Here is an 18,212-nt window from a genome sequence, read left to right on the forward strand (position 1 = left end):
TCCTCACGGTCCAACGTCAGGTCATCGGCGAAATGCCGGTCACCCGTCGCGTCCGGCACGTACTTCACACAGACAACGATCCTCAAGCTCACGCCGGCTCTCCTACTGCATCGTCGGTTACTCGGCTGCGTCCTGCCCGCAGCATAGGCGCCTGAAGTGGCGAATCCCGGCTGGGGCGGCGGGCGCTCCGACCGAAATATTACTCATCAGTAGTACACAAAGAGCCTGCCCGCTGAGCAAGCGCTTTGCGCTGTGACCTTGCCAACCCCGGACGTGCCTCGTGCCGACCGGCACCGACGCCGCACCAAGGGCCACTCGAAGGGAAGACCTCGCCTCAGAGCATCCGGGCGAGCGCCGTGAGCACCTGGTCGCGGCGCGGGGCCCCGTTCGCGCGGCGCACCTCGCGCCCCTCGGCGTCGAGGAAGAGGACGGTGGGCGTCGCGTCGATGCCCGCGACACGGACGAGGCCAAGATGGTCCTCGGCGTCGATCTCCACGTGCGTGACGCCCGGGACGAGACCGGCGACCTGGTCGAGCACCCGGCGCGTCGCCCGGCACGGCTGGCAGAAGGCGGTCGAAAACTGTACGAGCGTGGCGCGCTCCCCCAGCCGCGCCTCCCCCAGGCCGCCGCTCGCGAACAGCCGCGCCCAGTCCGGGGCGTGCCCCTCCCCCGCCGCGCCCGGCTTCGCGGGACCGGGCTCCGCGATCCCGTGCCCCGCGGCACCGGTGTCCGCGACGTCGGTTCCCGTCTCGACCGCGTCTTCGCCATCCCGCTCGCGCACGCGCCTCGCGCCGCCTTCCCTCGTCATGGGCCTGCCCCCGTTCCGTCCTGCCACTTTCTCAGCACCCGTCCCGTGCGGCCGATTCCCGGGCCCGGAAACGTGTCCGCCCGCGCTCGTCGCGCATGGCGGCGCGCGTTCGGGGAAAAGCAGGGGGAAGGCCCGATGGCCGGTGCGGGGCTTGGGTTCCCGGGGCGGACGTGACGTGAATCTCCCGCGCTTCGGGCACCAGGGCTGGCTCCTCGTTCGTTCATCGGGCACGATCTGCGCAATGCCGCAAACCTACGGCTGCGTAACTTCACGCCGGACCGCTCGTCCCCGGGGGCCGGCAGACATGAAGGGTCCTCGCCACCCATGGCTGAGCTCGTCTACCGTCCGGTCATCGGTCTCATGCGCACGATGTTCGCGGCGCTCGACCTCAAAATCGACTGCAAGGGCTCGGAGAACATTCCCCGGACCGGTGGCGCGGTCCTCGTCAGCAACCACATCAGCTACCTCGACTTCATCTTCGACGGCCTCGCCGCCCTGCCGCAGAAGCGCCTCGTGCGCTTCATGGCCAAGGAGTCGGTCTTCCAGAACAAGATCTCCGGGCCGCTCATGCGCGGGATGAAGCACATCCCGGTCGACCGCAAGCAGGGCGAGAACGCGTACGCGCACGCGCTGGACTCGCTGCGCGCCGGCGAGGTCGTGGGGGTCTTCCCCGAGGCCACCATCTCGCCCTCGTTCACGCTCAAGTCCTTCAAGACAGGCGCCGTGCGGCTCGCCCAGGAGGCCGGGGTGCCGCTCGTGCCCATGGCCCTGTGGGGAACGCAGCGGATGTGGACGAAGGGCAGGCCGCGCAACCTGAAGCGGTCCCACCTGCCCATCACGATGCGGATCGGGGAGCGCTTCCACGCCCCCGCCGACCAGTACGCGGGCACGCTCACGCGGCGCCTGCGCGAGCACGTGCAGGAGCTGCTGGAGGCGGCGCAGCGCGCCTACCCGGCGCGACCGAAGGGCCCCGAGGACAGCTGGTGGATGCCGGCGCACCTCGGCGGCAGCGCCCCGACGGCGGAGGCCGCGAAGGCGCAGGCCGGCTGAGCGCGGCGCGCCGCCGTCGTCCCCGTGCACCGCTCGTACGGGAGAAGACGGGCGCGCGGCAGGAAGCGGCCCGGCCCCAGGTGGGGGCCGGGCCGCTTTCGCTCGCCAAAGCCTTCGCCAAAGCCCTCGTCAAAGGCCCTCGTCAAAGCCGATGAGCCGGTGGAGCCGGAGCCGTACGGCGCGGGCTCAGCGTGTCATCTCCTCGCGCAGGGCCGTGAGGAAGCCGTCCACGTCGTCCTCGGTCGTGTCGAAGGCGCACATCCAGCGGACGGAGCCGGCGGCCTCGTCCCAGTAGTAGAAGCGGTAGCGCTTCTGGAGGCGTTCGGTGACCTCGTGCGGGAGGCGGGCGAAGACGCCGTTGGCCTGCACGGGGTAGAGGATCTCGACGCCGTCGATCTCGCGCACTCCGGCGGCGAGCCGCTGGGCCATCGCGTTGGCGTGGGCGGCGGAGCGCAGCCAGAGGCCGTCGGCGAGGAGCGCCTCGAACTGGGCGGAGACAAAGCGCATCTTGGAGGCGAGCTGCATCGAGAGCTTGCGCAGGTGCTTCATGTGGCGGATGCCGTCGGGATCCAGGACCACGACCGCCTCGCCGAAGACCATGCCGTTCTTCGTACCGCCGAAGGAGAGCAGGTCGACGCCCGCATCGGTGGTGAACGCCTTGACCGGGACGCCGAGAGCCGCCGTCGCGTTGGCGAGTCGGGAGCCGTCGAGGTGGACCTTCATGCCGCGCTCGTGGGCGTGGGCGCAGATCGCGGCGATCTCGTCAGGCGTGTAGAGCGTGCCGAGTTCGGTGGACTGGGTGATCGAGACGGCCTGCGGCATCGCGCGGTGCTCGTCGTCCCAGCCGTACGCCTCGCGGTCGATCAGCTCGGGGGTGAGCTTGCCGTCCGGGGTCGGCACCGTGAGGAGCTTGAGCGAACCGACGCGCTCGGGCGCGCCGCCCTCGTCCACGTGGATGTGCGCGGAGTCGGCGCAGATGACGGCGCCCCAGCGGTCGGTGACGGCCTGGAGGGACACGACGTTGGCGCCGGTCCCGTTGAAGACGGGAAACGCCTCGGCGCGGGGGCCGAAGAGGTCCCGCATGATCGCCTGGAGGTGCTCGGTGTAGGCGTCGCCGCCGTACGCCACCTGGTGCCCGCCGTTGGCGACGGCGAGCGCGGCGAGGACCTCCGGGTGGGCACCGGCGTAGTTGTCGCTGGCGAAGCCGCGTATCGCGGGGTCGTGGTGGCGGCGGGTCGCGGTGCCCACCTCGGTCAGGGCTTCTTGGTCAGCCACAGGCGCTGTCCGTTCATTTCCTGTGCGGGGCGTTCCCAGACGCCGGCCACGGCCTCGGCGAGGTCCTTGACGTCCGTGAAGCCCGAGAACTTCGCGCTGGGACGTTCGGCGCGCATCGCGTCGTTCACCAGCGCCTTCACCACCAGGATGGCAGCCGCCGCGCTCGGACCGGCCTCGCCCCCCGCCTTGCGGAAGGAGTCGGCCAGGGCGAGGGTCCACGCCTCGGCGGCGGCCTTGGCCGCCGCGTAGCAGGCGTTGCCCGAGGTGGGCTTCGAGGCGCCGGCCGCGCTGATGAGGACGTAGCGTCCCCGGTCGCTGCGGCGCAGCGCCTCGTCGAAGGCGAGCGAGGTGTTCTGGACCGTGCGGATCAGGAGCTTCTCCAGGAAGTCCCAGTCGGCGAGGTCGGTGGCGTCGAAGGAGGCGGAGCCGCGCCAGCCGCCCACGAGGTGGACGAGGCCGTCGATACGGCCGAACTCCTTCTGGATGCCCTCGGCCCACGCGGTCGTCGCGGGGCCGTCGAGCAGGTCGACGGTGTCGGCGGTGACGGTGGCCCCGCCGTGCGCGTACCTGGCCGCGTCGACGCCCGCCGCGAGACGCTCCGGATCGGCGTCGGCGCCGACCACGGTGGCGCCCGCCTGCGCGAGGCGCAGCAGGGTCGCGTGCCCGGCGGGGCCGCCCGCTCCGGCGACCGCGATGACGGCGCCCTCCAGCGAACCGTTCCCGGTGCTGTTCTCGAAACCGTTCATGCCGGTCACCTCCTGGCCGTCCTCACTCATGCGGCGGCGCCTTCCGGGCTCGTCGCCGTGATGCCGCGGGTCGAGGCGATCACGCGCTTGAGCTTCTTGGAAAGGGCCTCGTAGAACATGCTGAGCGGAAACTCGTCGGGAAGCACGTCGTCGACGAGTTTGCGCGGGGGCAGCGACAGGTCGAGGGCGTCCGGGCCCTTGGCCCAGCGCGATCCCGGGTGCGGTGCGAGGTAGCGCGCGACCAGCTCGTAGCCCGCGAACCAGTGGACGAGCTTGGGGCGGTCGATGCCGTCGCGGTAGAGGGTCTCTATCTCGGCGCACAGGGCGTTGGTGACCTGCGGCGCCCGCTCCCAGTCGATCTTGAGCTTGTTGTCGGTCCAGCGCACGACGTCGTGCTTGTGGAGGTACGCGAAGAGGAGCTGGCCGCCGAGTCCGTCGTAGTTGCGCTGCCGCTCGCCGGTGACGGGGAAACGGAACATGCGGTCGAAGAGGACGGCGCTCTGCACGTCGCGGGCCTGGGCGACGCCGTCGGCCTCCAGCTTGACGGCTTCCTTGAAGGCGGTCAGGTCGCAGCGCAGCTCTTCCAGCCCGTACATCCAGAACGGCTGCCGCTGCTTGATCATGAAGGGGTCGAAGGGCAGGTCGCCGTGGCTGTGGGTGCGGTCGTGGACCATGTCCCACAGGACGAAGGCCTCCTGGCAGCGGTCCTGGTCGGCGAGGAGGGCGCGGACGTCGTCGGGGAGCTCGATGCCGAGGACGTCGACGGCGGCCTCGCTCACGCGGCGGAAGCGGGCGGCCTCGCGGTCGCAGAAGATGCCGCCCCAGGTGAAGCGCTCGGGGGCCTCGCGCACCGCGATCGTCTCGGGGAAGAGGACGGCGGAGTTGGTGTCGTAGCCGGCCGTGAAGTCCTCGAAGGTGATGCCGCAGAAGAGCGGGTTGTCGTAGCGGGTGCGCTCCAGCTCGGCGAGCCACTCGGGCCAGACCATGCGCAGGGCGACGGCCTCGAAGTTGCGGTCGGGGTTGCCGTTCTGCGTGTACATGGGGAAGACGACGAGGTGTTCGAGGCCGTCCTCGCGGCGCGCGGCGGGCTGGAAGGCGAGGAGCGAGTCGAGGAAGTCGGGCACTTGGAAGCCGTCCTCGGCCCAGCGGCGCAGGTCCTTGACGAGCGCTTCGAGGTAGGCGGCGTCGTGCGGGACGCGGGGGGCCAGCTCCTGGACCGCCGCCACCATGGCCTCGACGGCCGCGCGGACCGCGTCGGCGCGGGGCGCGTTCTCGGCGTCGAAGTCGACCGAGCCGTCCTCGCGCTGCCAGGGGCGGATGCGTTCGACGGCGTCCTTCAGGCGGTTCCAGGCAGGCTGGTCGGCGAGCCGTTCGCCGGAAGCTTTGCGCCCTTCCGTGGTCGCCCGTTCAAGAATCTCCGTCATGCCACACCCTCCACAGAAGAAACCGCTGTACAGACCACCGTAGGCGTCCGGACAGGACCTCCACAAGGCCACCTCGGGAAATAGTCCCGCCCACACGACCGTCCACCGACATTTTTCCGGTGATCTCGGGGTTCATGCGCGGTTTCCGACCGTTTCTCGCCGAACACGCGTCTCCGGTTCCGCCCCTGCGCGGCCGCCCGGCCCCCGGCGTCAAGCGCGGTACGCGGCGCGCCCACGTACGGGCGAGGTCGCTGACCGCACGCCCGCGGCGGCGGTACGACGCTCAGCGACGCACCGTCCCGTACACCCCAGGAGGCCCCGTGACCCGCCGCACCCTCGTCCTGAGCGCCGTCGTGACCGGCGTCCTGCTCGGCATCAGCGGACTCGACGCGCACGGACGCGCCGCCTCCCCGCCACCCGCCCGTCACACGGCAGGGCCTAGGGTCGAGCGGGGCGCCTCCGCGGAGTGCGGGGCGGCGTCCCGCAGTGAGCGCCCAGCGCCTGAACGGAAAGCGAGTCCACCGTGTCCTTCCTCGCCATCGGTCATCGCGGAGTGATGGGCGTCGAGCCGGAGAACACCCTCCGCTCCTTCGTCCGCGCCGAGCGGGAAGGGGTCGACCTCGTGGAGCTGGACCTGCACCTGAGCAAGGACGGGGCGCTCGTCGTGATGCACGACGCGGAGGTAGACCGCACGACCGACGGCAGCGGGCACATCGCCGAGCAGACGCTCGCCGAGCTGCGGCTGCTCGACGCGGGGCTCGGCGAACGCGTACCGGTCTTCGAGGAGGCGCTCGACGCGCTCCACGGGCCGCTCCAGGCCGAGATCAAGGACGTCGCGGCGGCGCAGGCCCTCGCGGACGTCATGCGCGCGCGGGATCTCGTGGAGCGCGTCGAGGTGATCTCCTTCCACGACGAGGCGCTCGTGGAGATCTCACGCCTCGTCCCCGGGGTGCGGACGTGCCTCGTGGCGAGCCGCTTCGGGCCCGAGGTCGTGGAGCGCGCCACGGCGTGCGGGGCGATGGGGCTCGTGCTCAACATCCGGCGACTGACGGTGGAGACGGTGGAGCGGGCGCGCGAGGCGGGGCTGCGGGTCACGGCGTGGACGGTGAACACGCCGGAGCGCTTCGCGCTCGCCCGCGCGCTCGGGCTCGACGGCGTGACGACGGACGAACCGGAGATCGTGCGGGCGGCGCACAAGGCGGCCTGAACCGCACGCCCGGAAGCGGCGGTGTCCGGCGGCTCAGGCCAGCGGCTTGATCAGCAGCTCGAAGGCGAGTCCGGGCCGCTGCGGGAGTCCGAAACGCTCGTCGTCGTAGGGGAACGGGGTCAGCTCGCCGGTACGGCGGTAGCCGCGCCGCTCGTAGAAGGCGACCAGTTCCTCGCGGGCCGAGATCACCGTCATGCGCATCTCGGCGAGCCCCCAGTCCTCGCGGGCGATGCGCTCGGCCTCGGCGAGCACCGCCTTGCCGAGCCCCGCGCCCTGGAGCCCCGGACGCACCGCGAACATGCCGAAGTAGCCGTGCCCGTCCTGGCGGGCCACCTGGCAGCAGGCGACGAGTGCGCCCTCGCGCTCGACGGCGAGCAGCACCGTTCCCGGCGTCCCCATGACCTCCCGCAGCGATTCCGGGTCGGTGCGCTGCCCTTCGAGCAGGTGGGCCTCGGTGGTCCAGCCCGCGCGGCTGCTGTCGCCCCGGTAGGCGGACTCGACGAGGGCGACGAGGTCCGGGACGTCGGCGGCTTCGGCGGGACGGAAGGAGAGACCGGCGGGTGCGGGGAGGGTCGTCATGACGGGCGGGCCTTTCGGGCTGGGGCACGGGGGGCGGGCGGCGTCCAGGGTAGCGAGCGCGCCCGCCGCCGGGGCGGGGCGGGCTCTGCCTCGTACCGGCGCCCCGCCCTGTGCGGTCGCGCCTTCGCCGCCACTCCGCGCGACATCACCCGATCGGAGCGATACGGTCGAAAAGCCATAAAGGGGACGTAGGTCATATCGGCGTCGTCATCGGTGACGCGCGCCGTCCGTTCGTCCCGGCTCTCGCTCACCCGCGAAGGGGATGTCATGAGCACAACTGCCACCCGGGACGCGCCCTCGGCCACGAGGAGTCGGCGGGCCGCCCTGGACGTCGATCCGCACGCGCTCGCCGCCGAGTTCTTCGGCACCCTGGCGCTGGTGTTCTTCGCGGTGGGGGTGGCGATCTTCGCCAAGCCCTTCGTGGGGGTGCTCGGCATCGCGCTGGCCTTCGGCTTCATCCTGCTGGCCCTCGTGTACGCGATCGGCCCGATCTCGGGCTGCCACGTCAACCCGGCCGTCACGCTCGGCATGGTGCTCGGCCGCCGGATCTCGCCGCTGACCGGGGTCTGCTACTGGGTGATGCAGCTCGCCGGTGGTGCCGCCGGTGCCGCGCTCCTGGCCTGGCTCGCGAACTCGGTGCCCATCTTCGAGGCGGCCGGACGCGGGTCCTTCGGCACCGACGGGTACGGCGCGAACTCGCCCGTGCACATCTCGGCGGGTGGCGCGTTCCTCGCCGAGACGATCCTGACGGCGCTGCTCGTCTTCGTGGTGCTGTGCACGACGCACGGCAAGGGCGCCAAGGGACCGGCGGGGATGGCGATCGGTCTGAGCCTCGCGGTGATCCACCTCCTCGGCATCCCGCTCACGGGGACCTCGGTCAACCCGGCGCGTGCGCTCGGCCCGGCGATCTTCGCGGACAACAACGCGATGAGCCAGGTGTGGCTCTTCCTCGTCGCCCCGCTCGCGGGCGCGGTGATCGCCGTGATCGTGCACTTCCTGACGCACGGGCTGCCCGCCCAGCACGAGGCGGGGACCCCGCCGGTGCCGGCCACCGAGAGCCCGGTGGGCTCCGCCACCGGTGCGGCGGGCGCCGCCGAGACCGAGGCGGAGCGCCGCGACAAGGACCTGGAGTGAGGCACCCGCGCGCCGGTGCGGCGACGGAGGAGAGGGCCCGCTTCCCGGAAGGGAGGCGGGCCCTGTCGTCCGTACGGCCCCCTCGCGCACGTACGCGCGCTCAGTTCCGCGCGGCCTTCGCCGGCGCCGGGGCGCGGGGCGGCGCGGCGGGCCGCAGCGCGGTCACGACGAGAAGGACCAGGAGGTTCGCGGCGAACGCGAGGAGGCCGCCGTTGACGCCGTGCCAGGGGTCGCGGTCCGTGGCCCAGAGCAGGGTCATCACGGCGAGTCCCACGAGCATGCCGCTGACGGCGGCGCTCTTGCCGAGCCGGGGCCAGAAGAGCGCGAGCAGCGCGGTGGGCACGAGCTGGGCGATGCCCTCGTAGGAGAGGACCGAGAGTTCCACGAGGGTGCTGGGGTGGATGAGGGCGCCGAGGAGGGCGAGGAGGCCCGCGAGGAGGCAGACGAGTTGCGAGAGCGTCTTGGCGCGGTGGTCGGCGCGTGTGGCCTCGGCCTCGTCGCGGTGGCGCAGCGGGTGGCGCGGATCGGAGCCGTTGCCGCCGCCGAGGACGGTGCGGCCCCACAGAGTGCCGATGGAGAGCATGAAGACGCTCATCGGCACGATCGCCGAGAGCGCGCCCGCGACACCGATGACGGCGACGGCCCCGGCCGGGAGCGAGTCGGTGACGAGGCGGTAGAGGGCGAGGTCGGGGTTGCCGAGCTGGGGCAGTGCGAAGAGCGCGACCGCGCCGACCGTCATGGGGATGAAGAGCAGCAGTTGGTACCAGGGCAGCAGGATCGAGTTGCGGCGCAGGGCGTTGGCGTTGCCCGCGCTGAGGTAGCCCGAGACGGTGGTCGGGAAGACGGTGATGGTGACGGCGTTGAGCAGCACCGTGCTGATGAACCACGCGGCGCCCTTGCCGCCCGAGGCGTGCCCGGGGAAGGTGAGCCACTCGGGCTTCTCGGTGACCATGCGGTCCAGGAGGTGGCCGACGCCGTCGGTGTAGTGCGCGGGGATGTAAACGAGCAGGAAGACGACGCTGCCGATGACGAGCACGTCCTTGAAGACGCTCACCCACGCCGAGCCGCGCAGCCCCGAGACGAGGACGAACAGCTCGGCGACGACGAAGGAGACAACGGCCGCCACCTTGAGGTCGACACTGCCGTAGGTCATCGCGTTGACGACGACGCCCATGCCCTGGATCTGCACCTGGATGTACGGCACGAGGAAGACGGTCGCGACGAGTGCGACGAGGATGCCGAGCGGGCGGGAGCGGAAGCGGTGCTCCGCGATGTCCGCGATGGAGACGAGGCGATGGCGGCCCGCGTAGGTCCACAGCGCGGGGCCGGCGAGGTACGCGACGGCGAAACCGACCGTCAGGTACGCGACGAGGTAGAGGATCGGCGAGCCCATCGAGTACGTCCACCCGGCGGTGCCGAGGAACGAGAAGCTCGTGTACGTCTCCCCCGCCATGAGGACCCAGACGAAGAGCACGCCGAGGCCGCGCCCCGACAGGGACCACTCGGCGAGGCCCTTCGCGCGCCCGCGCGCGCTCCACAGGCCGATGAGGACGGTGGCCGCCATGGCGAGGCCGAAGACAGTGGTGGCGAGGACGGCGGAGCCGCTCATGGCCTGCGCCCTTCGGTGGTGGTGTCGCCCGCGAGGGGTTCGGGGGCGTTCGCGCGGTAGACGGGGTCGAGGCGGGCGGTGAGCCAGATGAGGAGCGGGCTCAGGATCGTGGCGCCGATGACCCAGGCCCACAGGAAGGGCAGGCCGAACACGCGCGGTTCGACGCGGTTGGCGACGAGCGGGGCGAGGACGTAGAGCAGCGCGGGCACGAGCAGCAGCCACAGTGCGGGACGGCGCACACGGGCGGTCTCGGGCGCCTCGTCAGGAGGTGCGGGGGGCATGGGGATCGGGGTCCTTCGTGGGCGGGACTGCGGGGACGGACGGCCTCGCGGGGAGCGGGACCGGGCGTACTCTTCCCCGGCGCGGGGGCGGGGTCAACCCGGCGATCTTGGTACGGGGAAGGCGGGCTTCAGCCGTCCGCCGCTCGGCCGCCCAGCCGCTCGACGGGGAGGGGCTTGAGCCGTCCGCCGCACAGCCGCTCGGCGGGAGGGGCTTCAGCCGTCCGCCGCCCAGCCGCTCGCCCGCACCACGTCGGCCGCGATGTCCGGCACGGACCGCCCGTCGGTCGCGATGCGCACCGTGGCCGCCGGGGCCTCCGCGTCCAGGCGGCGCGCCATGCGCAGGCTCCGTTCGATGTGGGCCTCGGCCTCGGAGCCGATCTCACGGGCGGTGAGCCGCTCGCGCACGGTGGCTGCCCGGGCGGTGAGCAGGACGAGGGTGGTCCTGACCTCGCCGCCGCCCATGGCCCGCGTGAGCATGGGCGCTTCGAGGACGCTCACGGTGTTCGTGTAGACGAGGCGGCGCTGGCCGAGGGCCGCGTAGTTCGCCCAGACGGCGGCGGTGTTGCGCTCGGTGATGGCGGAGCGGTGCGGGTCTTCGGCGGGGGCGGGGTGGATCTGGTCCATGAAGTCGCCCTCGATGAGGCAGTGCGCCGTCCCCGCCTCGCGCAGGGCGGCGGAGACCTCGAAGCCGACGCTGGTCTTGCCGACGCCCGCGCCGCCGCCGATGAGGAGGAGTTCGTACGTGGTCATGAGCGACCACACTCGCAGGCCCCGGCCCGCGGGGCAGCCTGTTTTCCGGCCCGCGGCTCAGTACCTCGGGCCGCCGAGGCGTCCTTCGAGCTGGCCGAGGAGTTCGCCGAGCAGCCCCACGAGCCGTTCGCGCTCGTCCTGCGGCAGTCCGTCGAGTACGGCGGACTCGAAGGAGAGCTGGTCGGGCAGGAGGTCGTCGACGAGGGCGGTGCCCGCCTCCGTGAGAGTGACCCTGCTGACCCGCCGGTCGTGCGGATCGGTCCTGCGCTCGACGAGCCCGCGCTCCTGGAGTCTGCGCAGCCGCTTGGTGACGGCGGCGCCCGAGGAGTACGTCTCGCGGGCCAGCTCGCCGGGGGTCAGTTCGTCGCCCGTGCGGCGCAGCGCGCCGAGTACGTCGAACTCGGCGCGGCTGAGCCCGCCGCGCCGCAGGGGCGCGTCCTCGGCCTGCTGGAAGAGGGCGGCGCAGCGATTGACCCGGCCGATCAGCTCCATCGGCGCGGTGTCGATGCCGGGGTGCACCGAACGCCACTGCCGTACGACGGTGGCCACCGAGTCGTGGCGGGCAGGCTCGGCCGGATCGTTCGCCGTGGTCATACGGGGGTGTCCTCCTGGGGCCTGGCACGTCGAACCGCCTCCTCGGCGGTGGCGGTGGCCCGCTCGGGCCGACCGCCCGCGGCCAGGAAGCCCTGACGTGCGACTGTCGACGCGAGCGTACGGTGTCCGGCCCGCTCCGCGTCGAGCACCCGCTCCTCGGGCAGCGCACGCTGCCACCACTCGCCCGCGGCCGCGTCGGCGGCGGCGCGCACGGCGACGAGGGCCCCGGTGAGCCCGCGCCGGGCGCGCTCCAGTGCGGCGGGGCTCGCCCCGGGGCGGGCGAGGAGCGCCTCGGTCTCGCGCTGAGCGGCCTCGGCGGCGGTGAGGGCGCGCTCCAGGTGGGCGCCCGCGCGCCGGTTGGTCACGAAGAACGCGGCGGCGATGCCGACGAGGGCGCCGACCACACTGTCGAGCACGCGGTCCCCCACGAGTTCCCCGGTGGGGTGCGCGGCGGCGAACTCGCTGACGAGGAGCGCCATGGGGGTCACCCAGATCTGGCCCATCCAGTAGTTGCGCGGCATGAACGCCTCGGCGGCGAAGCACAGGCACAGGACGAGGACGACGAGCGCGGCGGGCGTGGCGCGGGCGAGCGGGGCGAGGGCGGCGAAGACGCCGACGCCGACGAGATTGCCGAAGACACGCTGGATCGCGCGGGTCCACGTCGTCGTGACGTTGGTCTGGAAGATCGACAGGGCGGTGACGATCGCCCAGTAGGGGCGGTCGCTGCCGATGCCCCAGGCGGCGAGTCCGGCGAGGAGGGAGCCGAGGAAGACCCGGGCGAGTACGGGCAGGAGCGGGGAGCCGGGGGCGAAGGCGCGCAGCAGCGGGTGCTGCGCGCGGGGGCGGGTGGCCCGTTCGATGTCGATACCGGCGAGTTCGCTCAGGGCGTTCTCGTCCAGTCCTTCGACGTGGGGCAGCGGCCGGGTGCCCCGCACCTGCGAGGCGTAGTCGGCGAGGAGGGCGGCGTCGGCCTCCTGGGGGGAGGCGAGCGCCGTCTCGGCGCGGACGAGGAGGCGTTCGAGCGCGCGGCGTACGGGGGTGCGGCGCCGTGCCGCGTAGAGGGAGTGCCAGGCGGCCTCGACCGCCGCCGCGGCGGCGGAGCGGGCCCGGTCGTGGGCGGGGCCGGAGTGCTCGCCCATGAGCAGGGCCGCGGTGGCTTCGAGGGCCCGCGCGGTGGCGCGGCGCTCGGGCCCGTTGGGCCGCAGGAGCCCGGGGGCCATGGTCACGCACCAGGAGAGGGCCGCGGCACCGGCCGCGAGGCCGAGGTGGCCGGGTATCGCGTCGAAGGTCTGCGGGACGAAGAGGGTCGCCGAGCTGACGAAGGCGAAGATCACGGGCCCCGGGGCGCCGATGCCCGTCGCCTCGCACACCACTTTCTGGAGTGCGGCGAGCGCGGCGCCGACGAGCACGAGCAGGGCGACGGAGTCGGTGGCGGCCGAGGTGAGCATGGCGACGGCGAGGCCGGAGAGCATCCCCGCGACGACCCAGAGGACGACGCGGGCGCGCCGGGCGTAGGGGATGTTGTGGCCGTAGAGCGCGCACAGCGAGCCGGCCATCGTGTATGGGGCGAGGTCGAGGCGGTCGAGCAGCAGGAGGACGACCATCGGCACGAGCATCGAGGCGACGTTGCCGGTCGCCGGCTTGAACCAGAGGTCGTTGAGTCTGCCGGGACGCAGCACTCCGGCGAGCGGGAGCTTGGTGACGCGGGGACGTGCGGGGGCGGTGGACGGGCTGCTCATACCCATAAGCTTAACAGGTGTTTTACTCGTGAATGATTTCGGCACTGAGTGCCCCTCGGCCGGAGTTCCCGGCACGCGGCCAGGCCCGCGCCGCACCGGCCGCGCGGTCCGGGAATCACTCGTAAGGGCCGGAGTTTCCCCAGTTGAGCGCGCCGAAGTTAGGATGAGCCTCGTGTCCTACGAGCTGACCCTCAGTGCCCAGACTCTTCGCGCCGTGCCCTTCGGCACCCGGGTGGGGGCTGCCGCCGAGGCGGGTTTCCAGGGCCTCGGCCTGTCCGTGGAGCAGTACAAGGACGCGCTGGAGGCCGGGTGGACCGACCGCGGGATGGCCGACCTGCTGGCCGCGCGCGGACTGCGCGTCACCGAGGTCGAGCTGCTCACGGCCTGGGGCGGGGCCGCCGACCGGCGGGCGCGCGAGGACGACCTGCTCGCGGGGCGGCTCGTCGAGTTGTTCCGCCCCGAACGCGTCCACGCCACGGTCTTCGCCGCGCGTCCGCTCGACGAGCTGGCCGCCGGCTTCGCGGACGTGTGCCGCAAGGCCGCCGCGAACGGGGCGCGCGCGGCACTCGAGTTCCTCCCGTACGCGGGCATCCCGACGATCGGCGCGGCCTGGGAGGTCGTGGCGGCGGCGGGGGACGCGAACGGCGGCATCCTCGTCGACTGCTGGCACTGGGCGCGCTCCGGCGCGACCGCCGCCGATCTGGCCCCCGTCCCCGCCGAGCGGATCATCGCCGTCCAGCTCGCCGACGCGCTGCGCACCCCGCTGCGCGACCCGCGCTACGAGGCCCGCCACCACCGGCTCCTGCCGGGCGAGGGCGGCGGCCATGTGGCGGGGATGCTGGACACGCTGCGCGCCCACGGCGTCCGGGCCTCGCTCGCCGCCGAGGTCGTCTCCGACATGCTCGACGTCCAGGACCCCCGCCTCACCGCGCGCCAGGTCCACCGCGCGTGCGTCGGCGTCCTGGAGGAGGCCGACTTCCCCGGCCGCCCCGTCGACGGCGTCCGCCCCCACTCCCCCTCGCCCGCGACCGGGGGCCAGGCGGCCGCGGACCTTCCCCCGGCCTTCCCGCACGGCCGCCGCCGGATGCCCGGAGCGCTCTGAGGCGGCACTCGTACGGGGGTCCGCTCGCACGGCACGGCTCGCCTTCACCCACCCGCGCCCCTCGCGTACCCCCGTGCGACCCCTTGGGCGCCGTCTGCCGTGGGCAGGTCCCCTCCGTCATGACTCACGGCCCTTGAGGCTCTCGACGGGGAGGATCGCCGTGCACGCTCCGGGACCGGCCGCCTGGCTGCTCGTCGCGCTGTGCGCGGCCACGTCGGCGTACTGCCTGCTGCGCATGCGCGATCCCGGTCAGGGCGTGCGGGGCACGGCGGGCGGGGAAGCGCTCATGGGTCTCGCGATGGCGGTCATGGCGGTGCCCGCCGCCGTGCTCCGGCCGCCGTCGTGGACCTGGGTCTGCTATGCCGTCGTCTTCGGCGCCGCGGCGCTGCGGGCGCTGTGGGCGGCGCGCGCGGGCTCGGCACACCACGCGCACCACCTCGTCGGCACCCTCGCCATGGTCTACATGGCCTGGGCGATGGCGAGCGCCCCCGCCGGGCACACCGGCCACGGCGGCGGTCACATGTCGGGGGGAACCCCCCTGGTCACGGGGCTGCTCCTCGTCTACTACGCGGCCTACGTGCTCCGCACCGGCACACGCCTCGTCCCGGCAGGCGGCGGCCCGCAGAGCCCCGCGCCCACGCACTGGACGGGTCGCACCGAGGTCGTACGGGCCTGTCGGCTCGCGATGGCGACGGGGATGCTCGCGATGCTGCTGACGGTGTGAGCCCCGCGCCTCGCCGCCGCGCGGAACGCCGCCGTACGGCGCGCGCACGGGGCGTGCGCGCCGTGTAGCGGGGCGCGATCTCCCGTGGTGTGCGTCACTTGCCACGAAAGCCTGTATCTTCCGAACCGGCCTCCCCCATAGGCTGGACGCATGATGGTCCCGGTGGCCCTGCTCCTGCTCGGCGCGCTCACCGCCGTGCTCGCTCCTCGCGTGATCGCCCGTGTCCCGTGGACGGACCGCGAGCCGATCGTGGCGCTGTGGCTGTGGCAGTGCGTCGTCGGGGGCGTGCTCATGTGCTGCGCCCTCGCGATGGCGCTGAGCGCGGCGGCGGCCTGGAAGGCGGTGCGCGGGCAGCTCTTCGCCTCCGCGCCGCACGGGGTGATCGACGCGTACGCGCTCGGCACCACGGGCCCCTGGGCGGGAGCGACCGCGCTCGTCCTCGCGGCGGGCGGGGCCTGGACCGCTGCGATGCTGACCCGGGAGATCCGCGAGAGCAGGCGGCGCAGGCGCGCCGAGCGCGCGGCGCTCAGGACGCGCTCGCCGCGGCTCCCGGGCGAGGGGCCCGCCAAGGAGCGGCTGCGGGTACTGGAGGGCGAGAAGCCCGAGGCGTGGTGGCTGCCCGGCACTCCCCCGCAGCTCGTGGTCACCACGGCGGCGCTGCGCCGGCTCAAGGGCCGCAAGCTCGACGCGGTCCTCGCCCATGAACTCGGCCACGCGCACGCGCGTCACGACTGGCTCCTTTACTGCTCGGGGGCGCTCGCCCGGGGGTTTCCGCAGGTCCCGGTCTTCGCCGCGTTCCGCGACGAGATGCACCGGCTCGTGGAACTCGCGGCCGACGACGTCGCCTCGCGCCGCTTCGGACGTCTGACCACGGCCCTCGCGCTCGTCGAGCTGAACGAGGACAGGGGCGTCTTCGGCCCGGCGCCCTCACCTCACGCCGACGTACCGCGCCGCGTGGACCGGCTCCTGAAGGCGCACCCGCGGCTGACGGCGGGCCGCAGGCTCCAGTGGACGGCCGCGGGCGCGCTCGTCCCGCTCGTTCCCGTACTCGTCGCGCTCGTTCCCGCCCTGCGCGTGCTCGGCTGAGGCGGCGGGCGGGAGCCGTAGGCTCTGCGGACGTACGCGTCGCATGCGGCCCGCGCTGCGGGCACACGATGCGCGTGTCCCCTTCCGCCCGCAGCCCCACCGAGGAAACCCGTATGGCTCCAGCGACCACCGGTACCGCCCGCACCCCGCCGGGGCACGGGAGGCCCACGCGCGCACGGCGGCGGGGCACGGCGGCTCTCGTCCTCGGCGCGCTCTCGGCGCTCCTCCTCGCTCTCGTGGCCGCCTCGTGGCGGCCGCTGCTCTCGCTCGATTCCTCGCTGGCCCGCTCCGCTCACCGGCAGGCCGTGCGGCACGAGGGCCTGACGCACACGTGCCGGGTGCTGAGCGACTGGGTGTGGGACCCGTGGACGTTCCGGTTGCTCGCCGCGCTTCTCGTGGTGTGGCTGCTCGCGCGCGGAGCACGGGATCGCGCCGTGCGGATCGCGGTGGTGTGTCTCCTGGGCACGGTGCTCCAGCAGCTGATCAAGGCGGCGGTGGGCCGGGAGCGGCCGGTGTGGCCCGACCCGGTGGACTCCGCGCACTTCGCCGCGTATCCCTCCGGCCACGCGCTGACCGCGACGGTGGTGAGTGGGCTCCTGTGGTGGGTGCTGCGGGGGTACGGGGCGCCACGTCCGGTGCTGTGGGCGGTGGGCGCGCTGCTGGTGGTGAGCGTCGTCGGGGTGGGGCTGACGCGGGTGTGGCTCGGGGTGCACTGGCCGAGCGACGTGGTGGGCGGCTGGCTGCTCGGGGCGCTGCTCGTCGTGGCCGGGACAGGGCCGCGGCGCGACCGAGGGACGTCTTGACCGGGCCCGGGGCCGCCCCGAGGATCCTCGTATGACGATCAAGACGGTCCTTTTCGATTTCTCCGGCACCCTGTTGCGCATCGAGCCGGCCGAGGAGTGGCTGCGTGGGGCGCTCGCCGCGAGGGGGCACGTCCTGCCGGAGGCGCGGATCGTGGAGCTGGCGGCGGCGCTGGAGCGGGTGGGGGCGCAGCCGGGCGGTGCTCCGGGCGCGCCGGTGCGGTTTCCCGACGCGCGTACGGCGGAGCTGTGGCCCGTGCGGGACGAGAGCGCGGCGGCGCACCGGGCCGCGTACACGGGGCTGTCCCGGCACGTACCGCTGCCGGACGACGCGCTGCACGAGGAGTTGTACGCGCGGCACATGCGGCCCGAGGGCTGGCGGCCCTACCCGGACGCGCACGACGTGCTCGCGGGCCTGCGGGCGCGGGGCATCCGGGTCGGGGTGGTGAGCAACGTCGGCTGGGACATCCGTCCCGTGTTCCTGGCGCACGGGCTCGACGCCTTCGTGGACGCGTACACGCTCTCGTTCGAGCACGGAGTGCAGAAGCCGGACGCGCGGCTGTTCGCGACGGCGTGCGGGCTGCTCGGCGCGAGCGGCCCGGAGACCCTGATGGTGGGCGACAGCCGCGAGGCGGACGGCGGCGCGAGCGCCCTCGGCTGCGCGGTCCACTTCGTGGAGCACTTGCCGGTGACGTCCCGTCCGGCGGGGCTGCGGCCGGTGCTGGGGCTGGTGGACGCGGCGGCCTGAGAGGGGCTCAGCGGGTCGGCGGGGGCGCGGTCGCGTCCTCGACGCCGGTCTCGATCCAGTCGCCGTGGGCCGCGTCGGCGCGGGCGAGCGCCTCGGTCAGCAGCCGCGCGGCGGCGGGCGAATGCGTACGTGCCAGCGCCTCGGCCGTACGACGGCTCACGGCGCTGTCCGACGCGTCGAGGAGCAGCGCGAGCAGGACCGTGTCAGCGGCCGGGTCCCCGGCGTACGGGGCGAGCCGCCACCCTTCGGCGGCACGGGCGGCCCAGTCGGTCCCCCGCGGCGGCTGTGTCATCGCGCTCCTCGTCTCGCGGTTGCCTCACGTGGGCCTCCCACGGCGTACGGGCGGGGGGGCCCCCCCGGGGGGGGGGCCCCCCCGGGGGGGGGGGGGGGGCCCCCCGGGGGGGGGGGGGGGGGGGGGGGGGGGGGGGGGGGGGGGTTTGGTGGGGGGGGGGGGGGGGGGGGGGGGGGGGGGGGGGGTGGGGGTGGGGGTCGGGGTCGGGCAAGGGCGAGCCGACCCATGTGATTCGTAAGCGCCGTCTGGACGAGATCGCGCGCG

At 73.6% G+C, this 18,212-nt stretch carries 19 protein-coding genes and 1 pseudogene; 8 read left to right on the forward strand and 12 right to left on the reverse strand.

Annotated elements, in window-relative coordinates:
* Positions 1 to 92 (reverse strand): annotated as a pseudogene (locus ACIP4O_RS30400) (electron transfer flavoprotein subunit beta); the annotation flags it as partial.
* A 242-nt stretch (positions 93 to 334) separates the two neighbouring features.
* Positions 335 to 640 (reverse strand): thioredoxin family protein, encoded by a 306-nt coding sequence (locus ACIP4O_RS30405; protein ID WP_361335438.1) that lies wholly within the window; start codon positions 638 to 640, stop codon positions 335 to 337.
* A 492-nt stretch (positions 641 to 1,132) separates the two neighbouring features.
* Here ACIP4O_RS30405 and ACIP4O_RS30410 point away from each other — a divergent pair, with 492 nt between their 5' ends.
* On the forward strand, positions 1,133 to 1,858 hold the full coding sequence (locus ACIP4O_RS30410; protein ID WP_361335358.1) for a lysophospholipid acyltransferase family protein: 726 nt from the start codon (positions 1,133 to 1,135) through the stop codon (positions 1,856 to 1,858).
* A gap of 186 nt (positions 1,859 to 2,044) precedes the next feature.
* Here ACIP4O_RS30410 and ACIP4O_RS30415 read toward each other — a convergent pair whose 3' ends face one another.
* From ACIP4O_RS30415 to ACIP4O_RS30425, 3 genes are read right to left on the reverse strand one after another with little or no spacing between them, the layout of a single operon-like run.
* Positions 2,045 to 3,106 (reverse strand): threonine aldolase family protein, encoded by a 1,062-nt coding sequence (locus ACIP4O_RS30415; RefSeq protein WP_401579438.1) that lies wholly within the window; start codon positions 3,104 to 3,106, stop codon positions 2,045 to 2,047.
* 5 nt (positions 3,107 to 3,111) lie between these two features.
* Positions 3,112 to 3,909, reverse strand: a complete 798-nt coding sequence (locus tag ACIP4O_RS30420) for an SDR family NAD(P)-dependent oxidoreductase (RefSeq protein ID WP_401579410.1) — start codon at positions 3,907 to 3,909, stop codon at positions 3,112 to 3,114.
* Positions 3,906 to 5,303 carry a DUF6421 family protein gene (locus tag ACIP4O_RS30425; RefSeq protein WP_401579412.1) on the reverse strand — a complete coding sequence of 466 codons (1,398 nt, stop codon included), beginning with the start codon at positions 5,301 to 5,303 and terminating at the stop codon, positions 3,906 to 3,908. The genes ACIP4O_RS30420 and ACIP4O_RS30425 overlap by 4 nt, the downstream gene beginning before the upstream one ends.
* 523 nt (positions 5,304 to 5,826) lie before the next feature.
* On the opposite strand from ACIP4O_RS30425, the gene ACIP4O_RS30430 reads away from it, so the two are divergent.
* Entirely contained in the window at positions 5,827 to 6,510 is a 684-nt protein-coding gene (locus ACIP4O_RS30430) for a glycerophosphodiester phosphodiesterase (protein ID WP_401579414.1), read from the forward strand.
* Between the two features lie 33 nt (positions 6,511 to 6,543).
* Here ACIP4O_RS30430 and ACIP4O_RS30435 read toward each other — a convergent pair whose 3' ends face one another.
* On the reverse strand, positions 6,544 to 7,089 hold the full coding sequence (locus tag ACIP4O_RS30435) for a GNAT family N-acetyltransferase (protein ID WP_401579417.1): 546 nt from the start codon (positions 7,087 to 7,089) through the stop codon (positions 6,544 to 6,546).
* Between the two features lie 267 nt (positions 7,090 to 7,356).
* On the opposite strand from ACIP4O_RS30435, the gene ACIP4O_RS30440 reads away from it, so the two are divergent.
* Positions 7,357 to 8,223, forward strand: coding sequence for an aquaporin (locus ACIP4O_RS30440; RefSeq protein ID WP_401579419.1), 867 nt, complete (start codon positions 7,357 to 7,359; stop codon positions 8,221 to 8,223).
* 100 nt (positions 8,224 to 8,323) lie between these two features.
* Here the strand turns inward: ACIP4O_RS30440 and ACIP4O_RS30445 are convergent, their stop codons facing one another.
* From ACIP4O_RS30445 to ACIP4O_RS30465, 5 genes are all read right to left on the reverse strand, one after another.
* The gene (locus tag ACIP4O_RS30445; protein ID WP_401579421.1) at positions 8,324 to 9,832 is read right to left on the reverse strand and encodes a sodium:solute symporter; all 1,509 of its coding nucleotides are present in this window, start codon (positions 9,830 to 9,832) and stop codon (positions 8,324 to 8,326) included.
* Positions 9,829 to 10,113, reverse strand: coding sequence for a DUF3311 domain-containing protein (locus ACIP4O_RS30450; protein ID WP_361335379.1), 285 nt, complete (start codon positions 10,111 to 10,113; stop codon positions 9,829 to 9,831). The genes ACIP4O_RS30445 and ACIP4O_RS30450 overlap by 4 nt, the downstream gene beginning before the upstream one ends.
* A 213-nt stretch (positions 10,114 to 10,326) precedes the next feature.
* Positions 10,327 to 10,863 (reverse strand): hypothetical protein, encoded by a 537-nt coding sequence (locus ACIP4O_RS30455; RefSeq protein ID WP_401579423.1) that lies wholly within the window; start codon positions 10,861 to 10,863, stop codon positions 10,327 to 10,329.
* Positions 10,864 to 10,920: 57 nt separating this feature from the next.
* Positions 10,921 to 11,457, reverse strand: coding sequence for a MarR family winged helix-turn-helix transcriptional regulator (locus ACIP4O_RS30460; protein WP_401579425.1), 537 nt, complete (start codon positions 11,455 to 11,457; stop codon positions 10,921 to 10,923).
* A complete protein-coding gene (locus tag ACIP4O_RS30465) occupies positions 11,454 to 13,196 on the reverse strand; it encodes an FUSC family protein (RefSeq protein WP_401579427.1) in 1,743 nt (580 codons plus the stop codon). Before ACIP4O_RS30465 ends, ACIP4O_RS30460 begins: the two co-directional genes overlap by 4 nt.
* Positions 13,197 to 13,359: 163 nt before the next feature.
* On the opposite strand from ACIP4O_RS30465, the gene ACIP4O_RS30470 reads away from it, so the two are divergent.
* The 5 genes from ACIP4O_RS30470 to ACIP4O_RS30490 all read left to right on the forward strand — a co-directional run bounded on the left by ACIP4O_RS30470 (position 13,360) and on the right by ACIP4O_RS30490 (position 17,656).
* Positions 13,360 to 14,298, forward strand: a complete 939-nt coding sequence (locus tag ACIP4O_RS30470; RefSeq protein ID WP_401579429.1) for a sugar phosphate isomerase/epimerase family protein — start codon at positions 13,360 to 13,362, stop codon at positions 14,296 to 14,298.
* 160 nt (positions 14,299 to 14,458) lie between these two features.
* The gene (locus ACIP4O_RS30475; protein ID WP_401579431.1) at positions 14,459 to 15,022 is read left to right on the forward strand and encodes a DUF5134 domain-containing protein; all 564 of its coding nucleotides are present in this window, start codon (positions 14,459 to 14,461) and stop codon (positions 15,020 to 15,022) included.
* A 150-nt stretch (positions 15,023 to 15,172) separates the two neighbouring features.
* Positions 15,173 to 16,108, forward strand: a complete 936-nt coding sequence (locus tag ACIP4O_RS30480; RefSeq protein ID WP_361335398.1) for a M56 family metallopeptidase — start codon at positions 15,173 to 15,175, stop codon at positions 16,106 to 16,108.
* Positions 16,109 to 16,221: 113 nt separating this feature from the next.
* On the forward strand, positions 16,222 to 16,911 hold the full coding sequence (locus ACIP4O_RS30485; protein ID WP_401579433.1) for a phosphatase PAP2 family protein: 690 nt from the start codon (positions 16,222 to 16,224) through the stop codon (positions 16,909 to 16,911).
* Between the two features lie 31 nt (positions 16,912 to 16,942).
* A complete protein-coding gene (locus ACIP4O_RS30490) occupies positions 16,943 to 17,656 on the forward strand; it encodes an HAD-IA family hydrolase (RefSeq protein WP_361335403.1) in 714 nt (237 codons plus the stop codon).
* Between the two features lie 7 nt (positions 17,657 to 17,663).
* On the opposite strand, the gene ACIP4O_RS30495 is transcribed toward ACIP4O_RS30490, so the two are convergent.
* On the reverse strand, positions 17,664 to 17,948 hold the full coding sequence (locus tag ACIP4O_RS30495) for a hypothetical protein (protein WP_401579436.1): 285 nt from the start codon (positions 17,946 to 17,948) through the stop codon (positions 17,664 to 17,666).
* Between the last annotated feature and the right edge of the window lie 264 nt (positions 17,949 to 18,212).

Origin of the sequence: Streptomyces sp. NPDC088923 (assembly GCF_044749745.1) — a bacterium.
In the GTDB taxonomy this organism is placed as follows: Bacteria; Actinomycetota; Actinomycetes; order Streptomycetales; family Streptomycetaceae; genus Streptomyces.